14 protein-coding genes are annotated in these 16,132 nt (G+C 70.2%); 6 read left to right on the top strand and 8 right to left on the bottom strand.

Features of this window, described 5'->3' with window-relative positions; all coding sequences use genetic code 11:
• Positions 1 to 240: 240 nt before the first annotated feature.
• From ACZ6R6_RS48335 to ACZ6R6_RS48320, 4 genes are all read right to left on the bottom strand, one after another.
• Positions 241 to 1,896, bottom strand: a complete 1,656-nt coding sequence (locus ACZ6R6_RS48335; protein WP_470104178.1) for an amylo-alpha-1,6-glucosidase — start codon at positions 1,894 to 1,896, stop codon at positions 241 to 243.
• Positions 1,897 to 1,913: 17 nt separating this feature from the next.
• Positions 1,914 to 2,720: a carbohydrate ABC transporter permease gene (locus ACZ6R6_RS48330; protein WP_470104177.1), complete on the bottom strand. Its 807-nt coding sequence runs from the start codon at positions 2,718 to 2,720 to the stop codon at positions 1,914 to 1,916.
• Entirely contained in the window at positions 2,717 to 3,607 is an 891-nt protein-coding gene (locus ACZ6R6_RS48325) for a carbohydrate ABC transporter permease (protein ID WP_470104176.1), read from the bottom strand. Before ACZ6R6_RS48325 ends, ACZ6R6_RS48330 begins: the two co-directional genes overlap by 4 nt.
• Positions 3,608 to 3,673: 66 nt before the next feature.
• Positions 3,674 to 4,912, bottom strand: a complete 1,239-nt coding sequence (locus tag ACZ6R6_RS48320; protein WP_470104175.1) for a sugar ABC transporter substrate-binding protein — start codon at positions 4,910 to 4,912, stop codon at positions 3,674 to 3,676.
• 262 nt (positions 4,913 to 5,174) lie between these two features.
• On the opposite strand from ACZ6R6_RS48320, the gene ACZ6R6_RS48315 reads away from it, so the two are divergent.
• Positions 5,175 to 6,212, top strand: a complete 1,038-nt coding sequence (locus ACZ6R6_RS48315) for a LacI family DNA-binding transcriptional regulator (protein ID WP_470104173.1) — start codon at positions 5,175 to 5,177, stop codon at positions 6,210 to 6,212.
• A gap of 220 nt (positions 6,213 to 6,432) precedes the next feature.
• Positions 6,433 to 9,585: a LamG-like jellyroll fold domain-containing protein gene (locus tag ACZ6R6_RS48310; RefSeq protein ID WP_470104172.1), complete on the top strand. Its 3,153-nt coding sequence runs from the start codon at positions 6,433 to 6,435 to the stop codon at positions 9,583 to 9,585.
• Between the two features lie 501 nt (positions 9,586 to 10,086).
• Here ACZ6R6_RS48310 and ACZ6R6_RS48305 read toward each other — a convergent pair.
• Positions 10,087 to 10,521: an NAD(P)/FAD-dependent oxidoreductase gene (locus ACZ6R6_RS48305; RefSeq protein WP_470104171.1), complete on the bottom strand. Its 435-nt coding sequence runs from the start codon at positions 10,519 to 10,521 to the stop codon at positions 10,087 to 10,089.
• Between the two features lie 190 nt (positions 10,522 to 10,711).
• On the opposite strand from ACZ6R6_RS48305, the gene ACZ6R6_RS48300 reads away from it, so the two are divergent.
• Together ACZ6R6_RS48300 and ACZ6R6_RS48295 are read left to right on the top strand one after the other, a co-directional pair.
• A complete protein-coding gene (locus tag ACZ6R6_RS48300; protein WP_470104170.1) occupies positions 10,712 to 11,311 on the top strand; it encodes a helix-turn-helix domain-containing protein in 600 nt (199 codons plus the stop codon).
• Between the two features lie 122 nt (positions 11,312 to 11,433).
• The gene (locus ACZ6R6_RS48295) at positions 11,434 to 12,327 is read left to right on the top strand and encodes an L-histidine N(alpha)-methyltransferase (RefSeq protein WP_470104168.1); all 894 of its coding nucleotides are present in this window, start codon (positions 11,434 to 11,436) and stop codon (positions 12,325 to 12,327) included.
• Between the two features lie 262 nt (positions 12,328 to 12,589).
• Here ACZ6R6_RS48295 and ACZ6R6_RS48290 read toward each other — a convergent pair whose 3' ends face one another.
• On the bottom strand, positions 12,590 to 12,841 hold the full coding sequence (locus ACZ6R6_RS48290; protein WP_470104166.1) for a hypothetical protein: 252 nt from the start codon (positions 12,839 to 12,841) through the stop codon (positions 12,590 to 12,592).
• Positions 12,842 to 12,997: 156 nt separating this feature from the next.
• On the opposite strand from ACZ6R6_RS48290, the gene ACZ6R6_RS48285 reads away from it, so the two are divergent.
• Positions 12,998 to 14,038 carry a sensor histidine kinase gene (locus ACZ6R6_RS48285; RefSeq protein ID WP_470104164.1) on the top strand — a complete coding sequence of 347 codons (1,041 nt, stop codon included), beginning with the start codon at positions 12,998 to 13,000 and terminating at the stop codon, positions 14,036 to 14,038.
• 110 nt (positions 14,039 to 14,148) lie between these two features.
• On the opposite strand, the gene ACZ6R6_RS48280 is transcribed toward ACZ6R6_RS48285, so the two are convergent.
• Complete coding sequence (locus tag ACZ6R6_RS48280; protein WP_470104162.1) at positions 14,149 to 14,889, bottom strand: TetR/AcrR family transcriptional regulator; 741 nt, start codon at positions 14,887 to 14,889, stop codon at positions 14,149 to 14,151.
• Positions 14,890 to 14,991: 102 nt separating this feature from the next.
• On the opposite strand from ACZ6R6_RS48280, the gene ACZ6R6_RS48275 reads away from it, so the two are divergent.
• Positions 14,992 to 15,711 (top strand): DUF2306 domain-containing protein, encoded by a 720-nt coding sequence (locus tag ACZ6R6_RS48275; RefSeq protein WP_470104160.1) that lies wholly within the window; start codon positions 14,992 to 14,994, stop codon positions 15,709 to 15,711.
• An 83-nt stretch (positions 15,712 to 15,794) separates the two neighbouring features.
• Here ACZ6R6_RS48275 and ACZ6R6_RS48270 read toward each other — a convergent pair.
• Positions 15,795 to 16,132: transposase (locus ACZ6R6_RS48270; RefSeq protein ID WP_470104158.1), on the bottom strand; the 338-nt coding region annotated here is incomplete at its 5' end.

The following is a 16,132-nucleotide window of genomic DNA, read 5'->3' as shown; positions in this document are numbered from 1 at the left end:
ACTGGAGCGGCCTCGGCGTCCTCACCAACGTGCTCGACGCCGAGTTCTGCCCGACCACACCCCGATAACCCGCGACCACACCGCAGGAGGTGGGGACAGCGCCCAGAAGGCGCCGCCCCCACCCCCCAGGGTGAGCTTGTCGGTGACATGGCCCAGTGCCGCCCGACGACGCCGGCGACGGAGAACCGCCGGGGCGCCGCGCGGCCCAGCCGTCGCAGCGCATGTTCCATGCCGTACAGGTCAGAGCCGCTGTTCGTGAGCGGCGGCGAGGATGAGGTAGGCGCTGGCCGTCCAGGTGTAGGCGCGGTCGCGCAACCCCTCGCCGGTGCGCGCGTCGAAGTTCTCCGCGAACCCGGACCGCTCGCACAGCTGGCGGAAGCGGGCGCTGATCTCGTCGGCCAGCGCCGTGTGACCGGCACGGCGCAGGCCGTCCTCGATGAGCACGGTCGACGGGGCCCAGATCGGCCCGCGCCAGTAGCCGTCGTCCTGATAGTGCTCGGAGGACGGCAGTTCGGTGGCCGGCCCGAACGCGGTGAGGTGTGACGCGATGCGCGCGGCCAGTGCCGTCTGCACGGGTTCGGGTAGTTCGTCGCCCAGCACGATGGGCATCAGGTCGAGCAGGCTGGAGGTGGACCAGGTCGCCCCGGAGCGCACGCCGCGGGCGACGAACCGGTCCCCCGCCCACAGCTCGGACAGCAGCGCCTCCCGCATCCGGTCGGCCGCGCCGGACCAGTGCGCCGCCGTGCCGGGGTCGGGGGCGAGGCGGGCCAGCTGCCGCATCTGGAGCACGAGGAAGGCGGCCAGGTCGGCGGTCTCGACGACGCGTTCGGGGTCGAACGTGGTGGCGTTGTCCCAGCCGCTGTCGTTGCCGTGCTGGTAGTGCGGCAGCTCGCGTCCGGGGGCGCGGCGGGCGGTCAGCCAGAACGTGGTCCAGCGTTCCAGCAGCCGGTACGCCTCCTCCGGGACGTCGCCGGGCAGCCGGCCCAGGGCCCACCCATGGATGGGCGGCTTGACGAAGTTGTAGAGGATCTCCGAATGGGTGACGGAGTCGGGCAGCGCGCCGGCCGCGTCCTGGTGGTCGAAGGGCAGCCGAAACTGGTCCCAGGCCAGGCCGGGCAGGCCGTCCCCGAGGGCGAGGGCGTTGAAGCAGTGGTCCCAGCTCCACACCTTGTCCATCCAGTGCTTCGACATCAGGATCGCGGGCCGGGTGACGAACCCGGCCGGGCGCACGGCGGCCGACCACAGGACGTAGGCGGCCAGTTCGGCGGCGGGCGCGCCGTCGCCGCGCCAGGGCGCGACCGCGTCGGCGAACGCGTCGAACTCGGCGCGGGCGGCCTTGGCCACCTGCTCGAAGGCGTCGGTGGCGGTGTAGGGGGCGCGGGCGGTCTCGTACTCCTCGACGGCGATCTCCCACTCGCCGTTCAGAGCGAGGCCGCGTTCGGCGGCGCCGAGCGACTGCGTACCGAGCGGCTCTGCCGTGCCCGTGAGCACGGTGATCCGGTAGCGGCGGCCGGTCTGGTAGACGGTGAAGACGTACGAGCCGTCCACGGGGTCCTGGTAGAAGTACGGGCCGCTGAACGGCGTAAGGACGGGATCGGCGGCCAGCAGGCGCAGCCCGAGCCCGAGGCCCTGGACGCGTACGGTGTCGGCGCTCTCGTAGGCGAGGTGCACGCGTCCGTCGCCGGCGCTCCAGGTGAGCTGGTGCGGCGTGGCCGACACGGCGGCCTCCGCGCTCGGGGCCAGCCGCAGGACGGGGTGCATGCCGGTCTGGTGGGAGACCAGGTGCACGTCCTGGGCATAGGTCTTCTCGGCCACCACGGGCGAGAAGCCGAGCCAGGACCCTCGGTAGCTGAACGGGATCTCCCGGAGGGAGAACACCGGGCCTGGGGCGGTCATGAAACGGGGGTCCCTTCTCAGTCTTTGACGGCGCCCGCGGTGACGCCGGCCGCGACATAGCGCTGGGCGACGACGAGCAGGACGGTGGCCGGGACGGACGCGACCACGGCGGTGGCCATGATGGCGTTCCATTCCTGGTTGTTGTTGCCGATGTAGTGGTAGATGCCGAGGGTGATCGGCTGGTGGTCGCCGCCCTGGTCGAGGGTGGAGGCGAAGATGAAGTCCGACCAGGCCCACAGGAACGCGAACAGCGACACCGTGATGATCGAGTTGCGGCTGATCGGCAGGACGATCGAGACGAACGTGCGCAGCACTCCGGCGCCGTCGACGCGGGCGGCCTGCAGCAGTTCCTCGGGGATGCCGGACATGAACGTGGTGAGGATCAGCACAGCGAACGGCACGGCGAGCGTGGAGTCGGCCACGATCAGCCCGGGGACGGTGTTGAGCACGCCGGTGCTGAGGAAGATGGCGTAGAAGCCCATCGCCATGATGATCCCGGGGATCATCTGCGCGATCAGCAGCACGAAGCTCAGCACGCCGCCGCCACGCGGGCGCAGCTTGGCCAGCGAGTACGCCGCCGGCGCCGCGAGCACCAGCGTCAGCGCCACCGTGCCGAACCCGACGACCAGGCTGGTGCCCAGATAGGGAAGCTGCTGGTCGAGCACGGCCCGGTAGCCGTCCAGGGTGCCGTCGAGCGGGATGAAGTCCGGTGGGCTCTTGCGCATGGCGGTGTCGCGGGTGAACGACACGTTGATCATCCAGTAGACCGGGAACAACATCACGGCGGTCAGCAGCAGCCCGATCGCGGTCTTGACCTGCTTCATGCGAGGGCCTGCCTTCGCTGCGCGCGGACGTAGACCACTCCGAGGACGAGCGCCGTCACGATCAGCAGGTTGCCGACCGCGGCGCCGGGCCCGAAGGCGGGCACCAGGTTGCCGAAGCCCATCCGGTAGGACCAGGTGGCGAACGTGGTGGACGACCCACTCGGCCCACCTTTGGTCATGATCCAGATGATGTCGAACACCTTCAGCGTGTAGACCAGCCCGAGCAGGACGGTGATCGCCGACACCGGCCGCAGCAGCGGGAACGTCACCTTCCAGAACCGCTGCCAGGGGCCGGCACCGTCCAGCGCGGCGGCCTCGTAGACGGCCGACGGGATCGCCTGCAGCCCGGAGTACAGCACGACCAGGTTGAACGGGATGCCGATCCACACATTGGCGATGATCACCGACCACAGCGACCAGTCAGGGGAGGTCAGCCAGTTCACCGGCCCGATCCCGAACCAGCCGAGCACGGCGTTGACCACGCCGGAGTCGCTGTTGAGCATCCACGACCAGGTCGAGGCGGACACGATCAGCGGCAGCAGCCACGGCACCAGGAACAGCGCGCGCAGGGTGGCCGACAGCCGGAAGTTCTTGCTGAAGAACAGCGCGAGCGCCAGCCCGGCGGTGAACTGGAAGGCCAGCGACACCAGCGTGAACACCGCCGTGTGCCACAGCGCGGGCCCGAAGGTGGCGTCGGCGAACACCTTGGCGTAGTTGCCGAATCCAGCGAACGGGGCGTCACCCTGCACAAAGGAGCGCACGGTGTAGTTGCGCAGGCTCAGCTCGACGTTGCGGTAGAGCGGGTAGGCGTAGAAGACCAGCAGGTAGAGGACGACGGGGACGAGGAACGCCCACGCCGCCCACTGGCCGGACCTGACGCGTGCCACCCGATGGTCCCTTGAGGCCGTCCGGGCGGAACGCCCCGGCGTCTGCGTCAGTTGGCTCATGCCGGGCTACTGGGTCGCGCTCGCTGCGGCGGACTGGGCGGCGGCCATCGCCTCCTGCGGCGACTTCGACCCGCTCAGCGCCGCCTGCACCGCGCCCCACATCGGCTCGGAGATCTTCGGATACTTGGTGCCCAGGTCGTCGCTGGTACGGCCCTTGGCGGCCTTGACCGCCTCCACCCACACCTTGAGCTCGGGATTCTGCTCGACCTGCTTGGCCTGCACCTGCTCGGTGGGGGCGATGTAGGACAGGGTGGTGGTCGTGGCGAATGAGTTGTCCGCGCTGGTCAGGCAGGTCACCAGCTTCTGGGAGATGGCGTAGCGGGCGGTGTCGGACTGCACGGGCATGCTGACGAACTCGCCGCCGGTCGGCGCGGGCGCGGTGCCGCCGTCCTTGGCGGGGATCGGGATGATCCCGTACGGGAAGCCGGCCTTCTTGACGCCGGCGAGCTGCCAGGTGCCGTTCTCGGCGAAGGCGTAGTCGCCGGCGGCGAACTCCTGCCAGCTCGTGGTCTGCGTGTTGTTGATGACGGAGTTGGGGGCGTAGCCCTTCTTCAGCCAGTCGCTCCACAGCGCCACCGCCGAGACGCCCTCGGGCGAGTCGAGCTTGGTGAGGTTCGCGCCGGAGCCCCAGTACCAGGGCAGGAACTGGAAGCTGCCCTCCTCGGTGCCGATCGCCGAGAACGTGATGCCCTTCTTCCCGGCCGCCTTCACCTTCTCCAGCGCGGCGGTCAGCGACGCCCAGTCCTTGACCGTGGCGACGTCCACCCCCGCCTTCTTCAGGACGTCCTCGTTGTAGTACAGGGCCAGGGTGTTGGCGCCGATCGGGACGCCGTAGGTCTTGCCGCCGCTCTGGCCCGCGGCCAGCAGGTTCGGCGCGACGGCGGAGACGTCGAGCTTGGTCTCCTCGGTCGACGTCAGGACGCCGGCCTCGGCCAGGGTCGAGACCACCGGGTTGTCGACGATCAGCACGTCCGACGAGTTGCCCTGCTGGGCCGCCAGCAGCGCCTTGTTGGTCAGGTCGCTGGTGTCGTAGCCGGTGCGCTCGACCTTCACGCCCGCCTGGGTGCCGCAGGTCTCCAGCAGCTTCACCCATTCCGAGCTCTTGTCGTACTGCGGGTAGGGGTCCCAGATCGTGTAGGTGCCGCCCCCCGCCGCCTGGCTCGCGCCGTTCGCGCTCCCGCTTCCGTCGCCGGACGACGAGCACGCCGCCAGTCCGCCCGTGGCGGCCAGGACCGCCAGACCCATGCCGGCGACACGCCGTCTTCCTGCCGCTGAACTCATTGATGTGACCTCCGCTGAGAGGGTGCTGCGACCGTCCCCAAATAAGTCGAACCGATTCGGCGAATCGGTTCGACCGAAGATAGGTCCGCCCCATCTGGAGCGTCAATGGGTGCGCCGACTCTTGTCGGATATGTTGCGCAGGCGGGGCGCAGAGCGGCACATCCTCGTCACGGAAATCCGACAGCCCAACGCTCATGAACCGATTCGACCTACGATGGTCATCATCATGGGGACCGAAGGAGCGCGGGTGAACATCGGGGAGATCGCCCAGAAGGCCGGCGTGTCGCGCAGCACCGTCTCCTACGCGCTCACCGGAAAGCGGCCGGTGTCACCGGAGACCAAACGGCGCATCCTGGCGGTCATCGACGAGCTCGGCTATCGGCCGAACGCCGCCGCCCGGGCACTGAAGGAAGGCCGGACCCGCACCATCGGGTTGGTCGTCCCGCCGGCGGGCCGGCGGCTGACCGACATGCAACTCGGCTTCGTAGCCAGCGTGGTCGACGCGGCCGCCCGCGCCGACCTCGACGTCCTGCTGTCGCCGTCGGGTGGCGAGCACGACCGCTCGTTCGAGCGCGTCGTCACCGGGCGGCGCGTCGACGGCGTCATACTCATGGAGATCCGCCTCGAAGACGAACGCGTGGCCCGCCTGCGCGACAGCCGCCTGCCGTTCGTCGGCATCGGCCGTACCAGCCATCCGGAGGAGATGTCCTGGGTGGACATCGACTACGAGGCCCTGATCGCCAAATGCGTCGACCACCTGGCCGACCTCGGCCACCGGCAGATCGCCCTGGTCAACCGCAACGCCGAACTGGTCGCCGCCGGCTACGGCCCGGGCCACCGCGCCCAGGCCGGCTTCACCCGCGCCGTGGCCGCGCGCGGCCTGGAGGGCGTGCAGGTCTGCTGCGCCGACGACGCCCAGGCCGGGCAGGCGTGCGTCGAGCAGCTCCTGACCGCCAGGTCCGGGCTGACGGCCATCGCCACCATCAACGAGGCCGCCGTGGCCGGGATGTACCGCGCGTTGAGCCAGACGGGCCGGATGGTGCCGGGCGACTTCTCCATCACGGGCGTCGCCGCCCAGCATTGGGCCGAGAGCCTGCACCCGCCGCTCACTGCCGCCGACGTGCCCGCCGACGAGATGGGGGCCCGTGCCGTGGAGCTGCTCATCCAGAGGATCGCCGATCCCGCCACGCCCCACGGCCACGTGCTGATCGCTCCGCCGATCTCGTTGCGCGGCACCACCGGCCCGGCACCGTCGCGCGCCTGAACACCGACGCCCTCCGCCGACGCAAACCATCCGCCAGGCCAGCGGGCCGGGGCTGAACGGCACTCCCTGGGCAGGGAGTCGCGTGACAGTCCCGTGGGAGCAAGATGTCGGGGCACGGTTCCGGCTCTTGACCCTTGGCTGGCAAGACACTTATCGTCCAGTCGAATCGATTCGCCGAATCGATTCGACTCCTTACATATTTCCTGAAGGGGAAAGGCCCATGGCCATGCCCTTGTCCCGGTGGCGTCGCAGGCTCGCGCCGCATGCCGTCCTCGCTTCCGTGCTGGCGCTGACCGCGCTCCCGCTGACCGCCTTACCAGCGCTCAGCGCCGATGCGCCGGCCCTCGTCCTCCACTACGACTTCGAAGGCGACCTGTCGGGCGGCGGCGTCGAGGACCGCTCCCCCTCCGGCCTCGACGGAGTCCTCACCAACCCGGGCACCGCCAAGGCCGCCACCGGCCCCGACGGCACGCAAGCCCTGTCGTTGTCCGGCGGGCCCGCGGGCTCGCAGAGCGCTCCCTACGTGACGATCCCGGGCGGCCTGTTCCGTGACCGCCATGCCGTAACCGTCTCCACCTGGCTGAAGTGGGCTGGTGGCGCCGACTTCCAGTGGGTCTACAACCTCGGCAAGGACGCCGCGACCGCCACCTTCGTCACCCCGTCCTACGCCGGCGACGCGACGACGAGGTCGTCCGTCAAGCCGGTCAACGGCACCGCCGAGGTCGGCGTGCCGGGCGTCCAGAAGTTGCCTGCAGGCCAGTGGCTCAACCTCGTCACCACGATCGACGGCAAGACCCTCACCTACTACGTCAACGGCGCGCCCATCGGCAGCACCACCGCCCGGCTCGACCTGGCGGCGGTCATGAACGGCGCCACCACCTCCGGCTTCCTCGGCAAGGCGTTCTGGGGCGGACACCCGTTCCTGGCCGGCGACCTGGACGACTTCCGCGTCTACGACGCCGCCATGACCGCTGAGCAGGTCGTCGAGCTGGCCGGCGACCACCTGGCCGCCCTGTCGAAGATCGAGCAGACCACGTTCGAGGTCACCACCTATCCTGGCGTCGAGCCGGAACTGCCGCAGACCGCCACCGCGCAGTTCACTGACGGCATCCGCCGCGGCGTGAGCATCACCTGGCAGGCCGTCGATCCGGCCCAGTACGCCAAACCGGGCCAGTTCAGCGTCAAGGGCACCGCGCTCGGCACACCGGTCGAGGCCGGCGTCAAGGTGATCGGCAACGACCTCTCCATCGACCTCAGCAGCGAGACCGGCGCCTTCCACGGCGGTGCGTCCGGCACCCTGTACGGCGTGTACGGCGAAGGCGTGCCGAGCAGCAACCTCCTCGAAGGCATCAACCTGCGCACGGTCTCCACCAAGGCGCAGGACGGCCCGCAACACCCAGGCGCCGACGCCCTGGAGGTGGTCAAGCCGCTGGCCGACAGCACCGGCGGTGACGTGTACATCTACATGACCGACATCTACCGCGGCTTCCCCTACCAGTGGCCCGGCGGCACGCCGGAGGCGAGGCTGGACGACTACAAGGCCAAGATCGCCAAGCAGGTCGACCAGGTTCTGCAGCTTGACCCGAAATATCAGGATCACATCGTCTTCGTTCCGTTCAACGAGCCCGAGGGCAACATGTTCGGCACGGGTCAGTGGAGCTACAACAAGATCAGCTGGCTCACCGATCCGCGCTACTACTTCAAGGCATGGGACGAGGCCTACGCTCTGATCAAGGCGAAGATGCCGGCCGCCAGGATCGCCGGGCCGAACACCAGCCAGCTGTACGGCCAGGTGGAGGGCTTCCTGCGGCACACCCTCCAGGCGGACACCGTGCCGCAGGTCGCCACGTGGCACGAGCTCGGCGACCCGGCCCGCATCCGCACCAGCGTCGCCAGGTACCGGCAGTGGGAGCGGGCGGCGTTCAAGGGCACGCCGTACGAGGGCAGGGAACTGCCGGTCAACCTCAACGAGTACGCCTTCAACTACCACACCTCGGTGCCCGGCCAGATGATCCAGTGGGTGTCGGCCATCGAGGAGTCGAAGGTCGACGCCGACATCGCCTACTGGAACATCGACGGCAACCTGTCCGACTCCGCCGTTCAGGCCAACCGCGGCAACGGCCAGTGGTGGCTGCTGCACGCCTACGGCCAGATGAGCGGCAACACGGTCAAGGTCACCCCGCCACGCCCGAACGCCAGCTACACCCTGCAGGGCGTCGCCACGCTCGACAAGGCCAAGGCACAGGCCCGCGCCCTGTTCGGCGGCGCCTCCGGCAACGTGGGCATCCGCTTCGACAAGGTGGACACCGCGCTGTTCGGCGGCACCGTGCACGCGCTCGTCCAGGAGATCCCCTGGACCGGCCAGCTCGGCGACTCCGCCCAACCACGCGTCCTGGCTGAAGTCAACCAGCCGGTCAAGGACGGCTCGGTGGCCTTCGACTTCGGCGACGGCCTGCCCGCGCTGGAGGAGTCGTCGGCGTACCAGATCATCCTCAGCCCCGGAGCCAATGCCTCCCCCGCCTCCGCGCCCACCAGACTGTGGGAGGCCACGTACGAGGCCGAGCACGCCACGCTTGCCGGCGCGCACACCGTCTACTCCCGCGAGAAGGTCTCCGGCGCGGGCGTCGTGACCGTGGCCGAGGACCAGAGCGCGACCTTCTGGGTCCACTCCCCCGGCGACGGCGCGTCGACGCTGGCCGTCGACACCGCCGGCGGAGGCACGGGCGTGCTCGACGTCAACGGCCGGCGCGTCGGCCGCGTCAACGCCTCCACCAGCGTGAAGGCGTTCCTGTCCGGTGGCATCAACAAGATCACCATCACCGGCCGGTCGGGCGGGCTCCGCCTGGACCGCCTGCGCGTCCTGCCCGGCGACGGCACGCTCAAGCCCACCTGGTACGAAGCCGAATCCGCCCGCATCGCCGGCACCGCCAAGACCACCGACCTCCCCCTGGCCAGCGGCGGCAAGGCCGTCACCGACATCGGCGGCGCCCCCGGCAACGCCAACACCCTCACCTTCGACGTCACCGCCCCCAAGAACGGCACGTACGCGCTGACCGTCCGATACTCCAACCCCGAACAGTCCCCCGCCTCCCACTACAACCCCGACCCGCTGGCCCGCCACGCCGAGATCTCCGTCAACGGCGCCTCACCTCAGCGGACCTGGTTCCCCCACTCCTTCCACGCCGACAACTTCTGGGACCTGACCGTCCCGGTACAGCTCACGAAGGGAGCCAACACCGTCGCCTTCGCCTCGCAGGAACCGCCGAATTTCGACGGCGCCTCCTACATCTCCGACACCTTCCCCGACATTCTGCTGCGCTCGCGATACGCCCCGATCGTGGACAAGGTCGCAGTAACGCCCATCAGCGAGTAGGCAGCCACCCCTTGGGCCGGACGCGGGCCAATCATCCGCGTCCGGCCCCGAGGCTTCCCCACTCGGTCGCCGTCAGCGAGCCAGAGCGCGCAGCCCGGTACGGCCCTCCGCTCGGGTTGCTACGACGCCCCGAAAGGTAACCGAGAGTTACGTATCTGAATCAGTACGCATCGGTCACGCCTTGGCGATATCGGACGGCAGTCGCATGACCACGGCATATCGTTCTCTCGTCCTACTGGGCTTGATCCGGTTTGACGGACATCCGAGATCAGGTGCCCGTCCCCGGAAGGATGTCCATGGAAGAAGAAACCGTGTCCTCGCCGCTGATCCGCCCGGTTGTTACGCGGTCATCGGGCGGCGACGGTCTCTGTGGTCTCCGTAAGAGGACATGCGGGATCAGCGCCGGAGCAGGGCCGGTCGCCGAATTGATGAGATGAAGACTCGTACTCGCTCACCGCGCGGACCGTTGGGTGCGGCCGCGCGGCTCAGCGGCAGAGGGGTTTAGGCGGCGGTGTTCTCGCTCTGTGCTGCAGCGAGGACCGCGTCGATGTCCGCGACGGCCAGGACGCGCCACTCCACGGAGCTGCCATCCGTCAGGCGCACGCCTGCCAGGGCGCCGCCCTCGTCGTTGACGACTTCCTGCACGGGGGTCTCGATGGTGCGGATGTGGCGGGCGGCGAAGCGGGCACGGGTGTCCGCGTCCAGCTCGGTGCCGCGGGTGAAGTAGATGAGGTCGTCGGTCAGCTGGCGGAACAACCACACGTGGTGGACCGAGGCGGGCCCGGTGGCGAGGATGCCGATCGGCTCATCGCGTACCTCCCAGCCGTGGCAGTAGGGACAGTGCACCACGCTGTGACCCCAGTGCCCGGACAGGCCGGGCACCTCGGGCAGCACGTCGCGCAGGCCGGTGGCCACCAGCACCCGGCGCGCTGTCACCGTGCGGCCATCCGTCAGGCTGACGGTGAACCGCGGATCACCACCACATCCGCGGTCTCGGTCTCAGCGGGCAGTCCGTCGCTCTCGTAGCGGAAAGTCTGCGCAGACACGTCGCGCCCTTTCGTCGTGCGTGGCCCCCGTTCCGGGGCACCTGTAGCCGACGTTAAGCCCGCATTGCAGAAAGGTGCCTATGACGCAAGAAGATGGGCAGCTGGACAGCCTCGTACGCAAACGGATCCGCGCCCTACGGGTCGCCCAGGGCTGGTCCCTGGAAGAACTGGCCACCCGCGCCAACCTCAGCCAGTCCTCGCTCAGCCGCATCGAGAACGGCCGGCGCCGCCTCGCCCTGGACCAGCTCGTCACCCTCGCCCGCGCCCTGGACACCACCCTGGACCAGCTGGTGGAGAACGCCGCCGACGATGTCGTCATCAGCCCGATGATCGACGGCACCCACGGTCTGATGCGCTGGCCCATAAAGGGTGACCCCGGCATGAGCGTGATGCGTCAGCGGATGACCGAACCGCCGCCCGACAACCCTGCCCGTATGCGCGCCCACCCCGGCCGCGAATGGCTTGTGGTCCTGTCCGGCACCGCCATCCTCATGCTCGGCCATCGCCGCTTCCGTATCGAGACCAACCAGGCCGCCGAGTTCCCCACCATGATGCCGCACGCGATCGGCGCCGAGGGTGGGCCGTGCGAGATCATGGGCATCTTCGACCGCGACGCCCGCCGCGGCCACCAACGCGCCGTCGCCGAGGCCGGCGACGGCGGCGACGCTCAGACCCCCTGAGTGACGGCGCCAGAGGCGCGGCACGCGCGGGACCTTGCGTGAGGGGCAGCAGACGAAGCGACCTTTTTGCGCAAACCGCAAGTGGCTGTGCTGTAGGCGCATGAGCGTCCTACGGTGTTGCCATGACCCAAGCGCACCAGCACACCCCTCACGGCGAAGGCGGCCACGGCCACGGTCACAGCGGAGGCGGCCACCACCAGGCGCACGATGATGGCGGCAAGGCGGAGATCCTTGACCTGGATGCCGAGGTGCTCGCCGAGCACATCGCATTCATCACCGCCTGGCTGCCGCTGAAGGCCGAGCCGCGCCAGATCGTGGATCTGGGCTGCGGCACGGGGGCGGGCACCTTCGCGCTCCTCGAGCGTTTCCCTGAGGCGCACGTCATCGCCGTCGACATCTCGGCCGGGCACCTGCAGCACCTGCGCGAGAAGGCGTGCGCCCGCGGGGTGGAGGAGCGCGTGCGCACCGTGCAGGCCGATCTCGACGCCGCTGACTGGCCCGATCTCGGGACGCCGGACCTGGTGTGGGCCTCGGCCTCGATGCACCACATGGCCCACCCCGACCGCGCCCTGACCAGGGTCCACGACCTGCTCGCCCCGGGCGGCCTGTTCGCCGTCGTCGAGCTGGACGGCTTTCCCCGCTTCCTGCCCGCCGACGCCCCCGAGAATCGGCCCGGTCTCGGAGAACGCTGCCACAGGGCGACCGACGGCTTCCACGCCGAGCACGTCCCGCACCGCGGCGCCGACTGGGGACCGATGCTGTCCGCCGCCGGTTTCACCGTCGAAGACGAGCGCACCATCACCGTGAACATCGAAGGCGACCGCAGCGAAGCCATCGGCCGCTACGCCCACGGCAGCCTGCAGCGCATCCGCGGCGCCGCCGCACCAGCGCTCAGCCCCGAAGACCTCGCCGCACTCGACGAGCTACTCGACACCAACAGCCCGCACAGCATCCTGCGCCGCGACGACCTCGCCGTACGCACCGAGCGCACCGTCTGGGCAGCCCGCCGCGCCTGAATCCTGGCCGCGTCCAGTCGCCTGCCGGGCAGCTCCAGCGCCCGATCACCTGCCTCATACGCAACCACTGCCGCGCACCGGCGTGCGCTCCGTCGGGCTGAGCACCAGAGCCCGCGCACCGCCGTGCGCAGCGCTACCGCCGTGCGCCCCACGGCGCGGCTGAGAGAATAGGGGGTACCTTCATGACCGCACCCCAGCCCCCCTCCGACCAGCAGACGGCCGACGCCGCAAACGGCGTGCCCGCCGACTACGAAGCCTGGCGTCAGGGCCGGTGGGAGCAGATCGCCGGAGCGAACGGCAAGGCCGACGTCGTCGCCAAATGGTCGGCCTCGCCGGCGGCGCAGACGGCTCCTACGGTCTGGTCGTCATGGACCAGGACCGCGTCGAGCGCACCGGCCTCAGCGGCATCGACACCATCACGGGTCAGGGCGCGCACGTCCCGCCCGGTGGCGACGAGCTGCTCGACGATCGAGCGGCCCACGGGTGCGGTGGCCGCGGTAACCAAGATGGTCATGATGCTCCGTTCCATAACTTTGCGATGGCGAAAGCGTGGCAAAAGGGATGGAAGAGGCGTAAGTGTCTGCCGCACCGGTTCATGCCACCTGGTGTCTGGGTGGCAACTGCTCCTTGCCTACGATTCGTATGCAATTTGCACATCGGAAGGACTCCCGTGGCGTTCCTGCCGCCGGGCCGCCGCAAGTGGGTGCTGACCGCGCTCGCCGCGATCGGCGAGCCCCTGATCGCGGGCGCGCTCTCCCCCGATTCGGCGATCCCCATCCTCATCGGCGCGCCCGCCTTCAACGCCAACACCGCGATCTGGCTGTTCGGACTGCCCCGGATGCGGGACCTGATCAGGCGGGCGCATGCCGTACGGGAAGAACTGGTCCCGCTGGAGGTGACAGGCGAGCGACTGCGTGTGGCGCGGGACCTGCGGCAGGCGCTGGGAGCCGACCTGTCGGCGATCGTCGCGCTGAGCCGTGGCGCCGCCGAGCCGGACGAGATCGTCGCGGTCGCGCGGCGCGCGCTGACCGGCGCGCGCCGGGTCGCCGAGGGGTTCCGGTCACGCTCGCCGCAGGAGGAACTGACGGCCGCGCGGTCGGTGCTGGCCGCGTCGGGGGTCGAAGCAGAGGTCAGCGGCCTGCCTCCCGAGGGGACCGACCGATCCTTCGGCACGGCGTTGCGCCTCGTGGTCATGGCGCTGCTCGCCGGGCAAGTACGTGCGTGCCGGATCGAGGTGGACGACACGGTACGGCTGCGCGTGAGCTGGGAGGGCGAGGCCGACCTGAGCGGGATTCCCGACCTCAGGCTAGGCCCCGGGCCAGCCGCTGAGCTGCGCGTTCCCGTCCGGCGGCGGGCCGAGCCCGAGGATCCGGCGCGACTGGAAGTGCCCAGGCGCTTCGCCTGGCGCATGCTGGCCCTGATGATCGCCTGCCACCTCGGCATGGCCTACTCCAACTATCTGTGGCAGGCGGGCTACGACCCGGCCTCTCCCGCGACGGGCTGGCTGGTGGTTCTGGCGGCGATCAGTACGCTCACCGGCGCGGCGACGCTCCATCTCGCCGGGCCTCGGCCGGACGAGGGCGCTCCCCGGCGGTGGCAGTGGATGTTGGGCCTGCAACTGGCACTGCTATTGGTGGTCTACCTGTTCGCCGAGCACCGGCCTTCCTCACCACCGTCGCCGCAGCTCAGGGTGGCGCAGCCAACGGCCTGATCCCTCGGCCACCGTGCGCCGAGACGCCGCCGCGCCGGCCGACGTTGGCCTGCTGCGCCGCTCGCACGGCTTGGTCTCGCCGCCCCGAGCCGGCCGCCGGCTGACCCGGCTCAGGCCCGGGCGGCGCGCTCGATCGCCACCCCCACCCCGTCGAGCAGGTGGTCCAGGCCGGCGCGGAAGTCGTCGTCCGGACCGGCCCCCGGGCGGGGGGAGAACACCCCGGCCTCGACGGCGCGGGTCAGCGCCGGGAACCGGCCGGGGTCGGCGAGCTCGGCGAGCAGGGCGGCGTACGCCTCGTCGGCCTTTTCCTCTGGTTCGGCGGTCATGGACGTCAGGAGCTGGGCCGCGCCGCGTACGTAGTGCACCGTCAGCATGACCATTGAGAGCCGGGCCCGCGGGTCCAGCGGCGTGCCGTCGAGGGCGCGCAGCGCGGCGTCCAGCCAGGCGAGCTGGCCGGGGTCCATCGGCGGGGAGTTCACCAGCTGGACGATCCATGGATGCCGCAGGTAGACGCCGAACAGCTCGACGGCCCACCGGGTGAGTGAGCCGCGCCAGTCGGCCGGCGCCGTGCCGAACTCCGGCGGCGGGCCGGGCGCGGCGGCCAGCATGAACAGCTGCAGGTCGTCCTTGCCGGCCACGTGCCGGTACAGCGACATGGGCGCGCAGCCGAGCCGGTCGGCGAGCCGGGCCATGGACAGCGCGGCCAGGCCCTCCTCGTCGGCGAGGGCGACGGCCGCCGCCACGATCCGCTCCAGGCTGAGCGCGGGTGTGCGCCCCCGTCCCTTCGGCTTGGCCCGCCCCCACAGCACGTTCAGCGCGTGTGGCAGCTCGTCTTCGATGTCGTCCGGCATTCCAGGAGCTTACCAGTTTGCGTATGACCTACGCGTTGCGTATACGATACGCAATAAGCGTATGCCATACGCATCTGCTCGACCATCCCCCTTGGAGCCGTCATGCACACGACGATCGACAGTCCTCCGCCGGTACCGGCCCACCGGCGTCCGTGGTGGCGGCGCCCCTGGACGGTGCCGCTCGGCCTGCTCACGGCCGGGTTCCTCGCGTTCTCGCTGCCGCCGTACCTGACCGGGGACCCGTCGCTGTCCCGGGTGCCGCAGCCAGAGGGGTTCGGCCTGCACTACCCACTGCTCGTGGCACACGTGCTGGTCGCCACGGTCGCCATGGTCACCGCGTTCTTCCAGGTGTGGCCGTGGTTCCGCCGGCGGCACCCGGTGTGGCACCGGCGCGCCGGGCGGGTCTACGTGTTCGCCGGGGTGCTGCCGGCCGGGCTGACCGGCCTGGTCATCGGGGCGGGCACCCCGTTCGGGCCGTTCCTCGCGGTCAGCGACGTGCTCCTCGCCCTGCTGTGGCTCGCCTTCACCGCGGCGGGCTGGCGCGCCGCCCGCGCCCGCCGGTACGCCGACCACCGGCGCTGGATGCTGCGCAGCGCCGTGCTGACCTACTCCATCATCACCAACCGGGTGTGGACCGTGATCCTGATCATCGCCCTGCCCCCGCTGCAGGACACCGTCTTCCACGGCGACCCCCACCTGATGGCGTGGACGATCTCCGGGCTGGCCGGCTGGCTCGGCTGGACGATCCCGCTGCTGGCCGTGGAGTGGTACCTGGAGCGCGAGGTGGCCCGCCGCGGCCGCCGTACCGCGCTCGCGACCTGATCCCGGAGACCGATCCCGGACCGATCGACGAGATCGCTGAGCGCCACCCCGTCGCGTCCGGCCGCTAGGTTCTGTTTTGTGGATCATCTGAGCCATAGCAGCAGGCAGGCGATGGTCACGGCCGATCGGTAGTGGGCGGCGAGCTTGTCGTAGCGGGTGGCGATGCCTTTGAAGTGCTTGAGCCGGTTGAAGCAGCGTTCGACGACGTTGCGCCGTTTGTAGCGGGCCGGGTCGAAGGCGTGGCGGCGGTGTCCGCGGCGGGCTCGTGCGGCCAGTTGGTCGGCGCGCTCGGGAATGGTCGCGCCGATCTTGCGTCGGCGCAGGTAGGTGCGGATGGCGCGGGAGCTGTAGCCCTTGTCGGCGATCACGTGATCGGGCCGGGTGCGGGGCCGGCCGGGGCCGGGGCGGGGCACGCGGATGG

This window comes from Streptosporangium sp. NPDC048886, from assembly GCF_055586905.1.
Note: the sequence above shows the minus strand (reverse complement) of the source record. Positions and strands in the feature narration are given on the sequence as shown.